This is a genomic window from Nocardia sp. NPDC004278 (assembly GCF_053602975.1).
Map to the genome: position 1 here is coordinate 108,766 of NZ_JBSGEQ010000011.1, position 3,865 is coordinate 112,630.

At 70.6% G+C, this 3,865-nt stretch carries 1 protein-coding gene; it reads right to left on the bottom strand.

The window, feature by feature from the left end:
* Positions 1 to 3,327 precede the first annotated feature (3,327 nt).
* Positions 3,328 to 3,865 (bottom strand): hypothetical protein (locus ACWEO2_RS19075; protein ID WP_452406516.1); only part of this gene is annotated, 538 nt, incomplete at its 5' end.

Below are 3,865 nucleotides of genomic sequence, written 5' to 3' on the forward strand. Positions count from 1 at the left end.
ACCTTCCGCGGACCCGAACAACACAACGGACCAGACACCTTCCGCGGACCCGAACAACACAACGGACCAGACACCTTCCGCGGACCCGAACAACACAACGGACCAGACACCTTCCGCGGACCCGAACAACACAACGGACCAGACACCTTCCGCGGACCGGAGGCCTATCTAGGACCGGACGCTCACCGCGGGCCCGAACAGCAGCGCGGACCCGACGGCTTCCACGGAACGGAGCCGCACGGTGGCCCCGCGGCACAGCACGGCCCAGGGCTCGGCGCCCCATACAGGCCGGGCCCACCGCAACCCGATGCGCGCCACGACTCCGGCCCACACGCACTTCCGGACACACCCGCGCAGGGTTCGTCGCACCCGGCCAACGCATGGCAAGGTGGCCAACCACTTCCGACCCGCAACCCGCGCCAACCCTCCGCTGGCTTCGATCCCCTCGGCAGAAGCAGGCCCCCGACACCCCCTTCGCAACCGCTGGTAACCCCGCTGAATCCCGCAGCCACCCAACAGCCGGGCGCGACTCAACACGCAGACGACACCCAGCACCCAGGTGGCCCCGCACAGCCGGGTACCGCCCAACAGCCGGGTGCCACACAACCGCCTGCGGCCCAACAATTTGGAGCTGACCAGCAGCCGGGCACCACCGATCATCCAGGCGCTACCCAGCTACGAGGTGGCTCGCAGTATCCAGGCGCGGCCGATTACCCAAGCGCGCCCCAACAATCGGGCGCTGCGCAACCGCCCGCCCAACAACCTGCGGCTGTCCAGCAGCCGGGCGCTATCCAACCGGCCACCGCCGAACCGCCCGCATCCGTCCAGGCGACGGTGCGCTACCAGTCGCAACGCCCCGACCTGCCGCCGCCACCAAATCAGGCTTCCGCACAACCACATTCGCCTGCCACATCGCCTGCGCCGACCGGTGCACACCCTGGAGCACCGACCACCAGCGAAGGCCCCAGCGCGCTGACCACCAGCGAGCACCCCGGCATCCCGACAACCGGTGGGCACCCCGCGATGCCGACAACGGGCGAACGCCCCGACATGCCGACAACCGGCGGGCATCCCAGCGGACCGACAACCGGTGAGCGCCCCGCAATCCCGATGCCAGGTGACCACCCGGACTTCCCGGCAACCGGCGAACGTCCCGGTACGCCCACAACCGACGAACACCCCACCGGACCAACGACCGGCGAACACCCGACAACCGGCGAACGCCCCGCAATGCCGACGCCAGGTGACCACCCAGGCTTCCCGACAACCGGTGAACGTCCCGGTACGCCCACAACCGACGAACACCCCACCGGACCAACGACCGGCGAACACCCAACGACCAGCGAACGCCCCGCAATGCCGACGCCAAGTGACCACCCAGGCTTCCCGACAACCGGTGAACGTCCCGGTACGCCCACAACCGGCGAACACCCCACCGGGCCGACAACCGGCGAACACTCCGGCGTACCAACGACCAGCGAACAGCCTGGCTTGCCGACAGCCGGTGAACACCCGGCAACCGGCGAACCCTCCACTGCGCCAACGACTGGCGAGCGGCCCGCAACGTCGGCGACCGAGGATCTCGACGGGCCTCCGCCATGGCTCGAGACTCCGCGCACCGAGCAGCCGCAACCAGGGGCTGAAGCCTCCGGTATGGGGCCGCGGACCCCGGCGGCTGCCCCGGAACTGGAGTCGACACCTGCAGCCGAACAGGATTCGGGCGTTGGCCGTCTCGCTCCGCCAGCGCGACTCGATGCCACGCACTCGCCCGCTTCACACGGAACCGACGGCCCGCCACAGCGAATCGACGACTCACGCCCACCGGCTGCCCGTCATACCGACAGTCCTCCGTCACAACTGGACGAAACGCACCCTGCAGGCCCACATTCATCCGATAGCGCGCCGCCGCGACTCGATGACCCACGTCCACCGGCCGCCCGTCACACCGACAGCCCGCCGTCAGGGCAGGACGAAGCGCACCCGGTCGGTTCACATTCATCCGATAGTGCGCCGTCGCAAAACGACGAGTCTCAGGCGCCGGTTTCGCATGGTGGCGATGAGCCGCCGTCGTGGCTTGCCCCGCAGCGGTCGACAGCGAGCCCGGCTGCTTCCGAGCAGGCGGCTGCGCGGGTGGGGCAGCGGCCCGAACTGCCGCCGCCGCCGGGGGAATTCGATGTGCAGCAGGGGGCGGACGCCGATTCGTCGGCCGGACCTGCCGCAGGAGGTATCGGCTCGGCGTCCGAGTCGGCGGCAAACGAGGCAGGCCGAGTAGGTCGTCCGGACCTGCCGCAGGTCCCCGGCATGGAACACGCTGCGAACGGCACCGCTGCCGACGCGACGGGCGACAGCGCGCAATCGCACGGTGCGACACCAATATTCGATCCCGCGACCGTCGATCCGACTCGGCGCGCGGGTCGACCCACGGCCCCGGTTCCCGCCGCACCCGCCTCATCGGAATACGGACCGACACCGGGTGATCTCGCCCGCGATTCGGCTCCGATCACCGGGCAGACACCGACACCCGCCGACTTCCACAACCCTGGCTCCAGGCCACAGGGACCGGGCAGCGACTTCACTCGCCCGCCCGCGACACCACAGGCACCCGGCGGCGACTTCCACGGAACCGCGTCCGCACCGTACGCACCCAGCAGCGACTTCACTCGCCCACCTGCCACACCGCAGGCACCCGGCGGCGACCTTCACGGAACCGCGTCCGCACCACAGGCACCCAGCGGCGATTTCACTCGCCCGCCTGCTACACCGCAGGCACCCGGCGGCGACCTTCACGGAACGGCGTCTGCACCACAGGCACCTGGCAGCGACTTCACTCAGCCGCCTTTCGCGCCGCAGGCGACCGATTTCCATGGAGCGTCTGGCAGTGGTGGTGTACCGGGGCAACCGGATCGCGGTTCGGCGGGGCCGGACCGGGCCACACATCCCGGCCCTGGATCGGTGGGCTCGGAGTTCCGACCGGGATCGCAGGCCGACGAATTCGGGCGGCCGGGGGCGGCACCGCAGGGACCTGGGGCCGACCTTGCGGGGCCGACCGGGCCCGATGGCACTGCCGCACAGCCGGACTCGGGGCAGGCGAAGCGGGATCGTGGGTTGGCGGCGCCTGGTTGGGCCGCGCACCCCGTGCCGGGGACCGCGGGTGGATCGATGGCCGCTGGTGGGCGCCATCGGTTGCCATCGGAAATCGACGCTGGTACGGCGGGTGGAGCCGAGGCCGAAGAGGCCGGGCGTCCGACCGATGGGCCCGGCGAGGCATCGGGTCCGCATGGGTCCGGCGAACAAGGTCGCAATGCTGTCGATGCGGGGCAATCCGCCCTAGGTGCGGACGCGCAGCACGGCGACGCGGCCGGATTTGTCCAGCCGGGTCAGCATGCGCCGGGCGGCGATCAGCCGAATGATCCGTGGCGCAATGGAACTGGGTATCAGCAGCCGCCGATGGGACAACAAGCGCCGGGCGGCGCACCGTGGCAGGGTGGGCCCGGGTATGCGCAGCCGTCGATCGGGCGGGCGCCCGAGGGTGAGCAGTGGCAGAATCCGGCGGCCCGTGGTCGGCCGGGGCAGCAGTCGCCGACCGGTGGGCCGCCTACCGACCAGTGGCAGCAGGGTCGGGGTTATCCGCCGTCGCCGATGGGACAGCAAGCGCCCGTTGGGAATCCCCCGGCCGGGTATCGCCAACCGCACGCCGGGGATGCACAGGCCGGTTACGGTCAACCGCCCGCTGGGGATCCACACGCCGGATACGGCCAACCGCCGGCCGGAGATGCACACGCCGGATACGGCCAACCACCGGCCGGAGATGCACACGCCGGATACGGCCAACCACCGGCCGGAGATCCACACGCCGGATACAGCC